Raw genomic sequence first — 4,403 nt, forward strand, 5'->3', positions numbered from 1 at the left:
AACGTGGTGCCGACCACATCGATGGCGGTGCCCGGATCGTTGATGCCCGGCGACAGCGCCTTGGATGCGGTTTCAGACAGTACGATCAGGCAAAAGCGCGGATCGGCCTCAAAGGTTCGCTCGCCGCCGATGACAAAGGTATCGCAGATCGATTTGCAAATCGCAGCATCAAGCGGATGGGTCGCGATCATCAGCGCGCGCGAGGGGTCGACATAGGCGCCCGGCCGCGCGGCCAGATACAGATCAATACCATGTTTTTCTGCCAGCCTGCCGAGCTTGCTCACGTCAATTGCCTGAACAAACCCGAAGCGGTTTGCCGACACCGCAAAGCCATCCTCCGGCATGGCTTCAGCCGCCTGCCCACCCATCGCTGGTTGCTGCGCGAGATCCTCAAACGCGGTGTGCGCCGCCTTTTCGAGCAGATCGATCACCTCTGACACGTTGCCGAGGCGGCTTAGCCGTCCGATCCAACGGATCAGTGCGTAGATCACTGACGTAATCACAAAACAGGTGACGAGGAACAAAATAACGCGCGAGGGCGCAGCATAGTAACTGGTCGAAAGCCCGGCAATACCAACAATCGCAAAGATGAACCCGCCGATAAACACCGATATCGCGTTCTGCGCGGTGCGGTCCTGCGCCAGCAATGGCCGCGCGCGCGGCGTGGTTGCCGTTGCCGATGCCTGCAGCGATGATACCATGATGCCAAGCGAGAAGATCGCGACCGCCAGCAGCGTGCTGGCCAGCACGCCGAGCAGATCGTCGATGCCATCGAGCCCAATCAGCGAATGGGCTTCCTTGGGCAAGTAACGCGCTGCGGCGGGAGCAAAAACCAGCGCAAGGATCGCCAGCAATGCGTATGCCGCAGGCGTGAACCACAACGACCGCAACACCCGATTGGCCGCCAGCTGCAAATAGGAGACATTCATATCATCTGACCACCCATTGCTGAAAAGCGTCTCAGATCAGCGCAGACGCACATCATCCCGCCAGCGCGGCGATAAAGCGTTCGCGCCACCACATGACATCGTGTTCGCGCACGCTGTCAAACATCGGCTGCCAGCGTGCAATGCGTTCGCCGCGCGGCATGGCGAGCGCGGTCTCGATCGCCTCGGAGATGTCATCGGCGCTATAGGGGTTGATCAGCAGCGCGCCTTTGAGCTGACACGCGGCCCCGGCAAAGCGCGACAGGATCAGCACGCCGGGATCCTTGGGGTCCTGCGCCGCGACATATTCCTTGGCGACCAGGTTCATCCCGTCGCGCAAGGGTGTAACCAGCCCGATCCGCGCGGCGCGATACACGCCCGCCAGCTGGTCGCGCGGATAGCCCTGATTAACATAGCGGATCGGCACCCAGTCGATATCGGCATATTCGCCGTTGATCTGCCCCGACAGCGCGTTGAGGCTGGCGCGGATGCGCTGATAGGTGTCAACGTCCGATCGCGAGGGCGGCGCGATCTGCAGCAGATAGACGTGTTTGCGCTTTTCAGGGTGGTTTTGCAGATAACGCTCATAGCCTGCAAAGCGCTCCTCCAGCCCCTTGGAATAATCGAGCCGGTCAACCCCGACGATCAGGCTGCGCCCGGCGCTGCTGGCGGCCATGCGCGCGCAACTGTCTGCCGCAACCGGACCGTTGGCGGCGGCGATGAACTCTTGCGCATCGATACCGATCGGGCAGGCAATGACGCAGATTGTCTTGTTGTTGACGGTGAGCTTCGTATCCCCATCGAAGCTGCCGTTCATTTGCGTGGTCACATAATGCACGAACGATTCCAGCGATTCCTCGGTCTGGAAGCTCACGACGTCATAAGCGAACATCGATTCCACCAGCCGCCCGTGATCGGGCAACGTGGTCAGCAAATTGGTCGGCGGCCACGGGATGTGGAGGAAAAACCCGATCCGGTTGGCAAAACCCTGCTGACGCAGCAGCCAACCCAGCGGGATCAAATGATAGTCATGCACCCAGATCAAATCGTCGGGCAACAGGTGCGGTGCGAACATTTGCGCAAACGCGCGGTTGACGCGCTCGTAGCCGCCCTGGAACTCGCGGTCGAATTCGGTCAGCCCCAGCCGGAAATGGAACAGCGGCCACAAGGTGCGGTTGGCATAGCCATTATAATATTCATCGACGTCCTGCGCGGTCAGATCGACCGTGGCAGATGTCACGCCGTCAAAGGTGGTGATGTTGACCTTGTTGTCTGCGCTGGTCTCGCCCGACCAGCCGAACCAGATGCCATCATGTTCGCGCAGCGCCGCCGTCAGGGCCACCGCCAGCCCGCCCTGCGCGCCATCGGACTTTGCCATCGGTGCGGAAACACGGTTGGACATGATGATCAGGCGGCTCACCTGATCGCGGTCCACGGCAGGCTGAGCATGGCGGCGCAATTGATCATGCCGACCAACGAATAGGTCTGCGGATAGTTGCCCCACAGCTCGCCGGACACCGGGTCGATATCCTCAGAGAGCAGCCCGGCGGCGGTGCGGCGCTTTAGCATCTCTTCAAACAACTCGCGGCCATCAGCCTGCCGCCCGGTGGCACACAACGCCTCGATCAGCCAGAAGGTGCAGACGTTGAACGCAGTTTCGGGCAGGCCGAAATCATCCTCGGTGGCGTAGCGCAGCATATGCGATCCGCGCCGCAGCCCCTGTTCGACCGCTGCCAAGGTGCCCAGAAACTTGGGGTCATCGGGCGCCAGAAAGCGCAGATCGAGCAGCTGGATCAGGCTCGCATCGAGATCGTCGCCCGAAAAGGTCGCCGACAGCCGGTTGGTATCCTCGCGCCATGCCGACGCCAATATCGTTGCGCGGATGGCGTCTGCCCTGCCCTGCCAGTGCGCCTTGCGATCCTCCAGCCCCAGCGCGCCGGCGGCATTGGCCAGCCGGTCGCACGCCGCCCAGCACATCGCAGACGAATAGGTGTGGACGCTCTGCCGGGTGCGCAGCTCCCACAGCCCGGCATCGGGCTGGTTGTGGTTGTCCCACGCGCGGTCGCCCACCTTTTCCAGCGCGAGAAAATCCTCACGCCCCGACGGGCGGAACAATCGCTGGTCAAAAAAGGCGTGGACGCTGCACAATACGATCTGGCCATAGGCATCATGCTGGATCTGCTCATAGGCCTGGTTGCCAACACGCACCGGCCCCATGCCGCGATAGCCGGTCAGCAGCGGCTCGGATCGTTCCTCAAGCCGCGCTTCGCCGAGCACGTCATACAGCGGCTGGATGTGCCCGCCGCGCGAGGAATCGACGATATTGCGCAGATACTCGAGATAGCCTTCGAGCACATCGAGCGCGCCCAGCCGATTGAGCGCCTGCACCGTGTAATAGGCATCGCGCACCCAGCAGTAGCGGTAATCCCAGTTGCGCCCCGAATGGGCATGTTCGGGAATCGAGGTGGTCAGCGCTGCGACAATCGCGCCGGTCTCCTCATGCTGGCACAGCTTCAATGTGATCGCCGAGCGGATGACGACATCCTGCCATTCGAGCGGCACCGCGAGCCCGCGCACCCATTCGCGCCACTCATCAGCAGTCTGCTCGAGCATGTCGTCGATGGTCGCAGTAAGATCGCTGGCGAAACTCTCATCGGGGCCGAGGAAGAAATGCATCGGTCGCTCGATCCGGAAGGCGCGCTCCTCTGCGACCATCGCGGGCGGCGCGGTGGTGGAAAGGCGCATCGTCATGTCGCGTAGCCGATAGCGCAGATGGTTGGATCCGCCCGCATCTGCCGGGCACGGCTCGCCCCAGTTGCGCGTCGGGCGCAGTCGTACACGGATGCGCGGGCTGCCGCTCACCGGGCGCACGATCCGCACGAATGCCACCGGGCGATAGCTGCGCCCCTGACGGCGGAAACGCGGGCAGAAATCGATCACATCGACCGCGTTGCCCATGTCGTCGCTGTGCCGGGTGATCAGGATCGGGGTGTTGCGCCAGTATTCCTGGGTGACCGAGGTGGCATCCTCCATTTCGATGGACCAGAACCCCTGATCAATCTTTTCACCGCCGACCAGCGCGGAGAACATCGCATCGCCATCGACACGCGGCACGCAGCCCCACACCATCCGCCCCGCACGGTCTATCAGCGCGCTGACCTGGCAATTGCCAATCGGCCAGAGGTCGAGTGTCGTCATGCGGTGCATTCCCGTTTCATCCAGGTCAGTGTCTGCGCCACGCTGGCGAACCTGTAGCGCGCAATGGGGCAATCGATCTCGCCGACCACGATGGCGCAGCCGCCCAGATCGGTGACCGCCGCCATTGCGGGCATATCGGTGAGATCATCGCCGATGAACACCGGGTGTGCTGACTGCATCGCCGGGTCGGCCATCAGCTGCCGGACCGCGCTGCCCTTGTCGAACCCGGCGACGCGCAGCTCGGCCACCATCTTGCCGTGCTGCAGCGCGAGCGCGTGC

General features: G+C 62.6%; 4 protein-coding genes. All 4 read right to left on the reverse strand.

The window, feature by feature from the left end:
- The coding region (locus tag ACEW8G_RS11475; RefSeq protein ID WP_373488552.1) for a DUF2254 domain-containing protein at window positions 1-929 on the reverse strand (929 nt) is incomplete at its 3' end.
- Window positions 930-981: 52 nt separating this feature from the next.
- Window positions 982-2,346 (reverse strand): trehalose-6-phosphate synthase, encoded by a 1,365-nt coding sequence (locus tag ACEW8G_RS11480; RefSeq protein ID WP_373488553.1) that lies wholly within the window; start codon window positions 2,344-2,346, stop codon window positions 982-984.
- Complete coding sequence (locus ACEW8G_RS11485; RefSeq protein WP_373488554.1) at window positions 2,343-4,124, reverse strand: glycoside hydrolase family 15 protein; 1,782 nt, start codon at window positions 4,122-4,124, stop codon at window positions 2,343-2,345. Before ACEW8G_RS11485 ends, ACEW8G_RS11480 begins: the two co-directional genes overlap by 4 nt.
- Window positions 4,121-4,403 (reverse strand): trehalose-phosphatase (locus tag ACEW8G_RS11490; RefSeq protein WP_373488555.1); only part of this gene is annotated, 283 nt, incomplete at its 5' end. The genes ACEW8G_RS11490 and ACEW8G_RS11485, both read right to left, overlap by 4 nt.

The organism is Blastomonas sp., from assembly GCF_041747255.1.
In the GTDB taxonomy this organism is placed as follows: Bacteria; Pseudomonadota; Alphaproteobacteria; order Sphingomonadales; family Sphingomonadaceae; genus Blastomonas.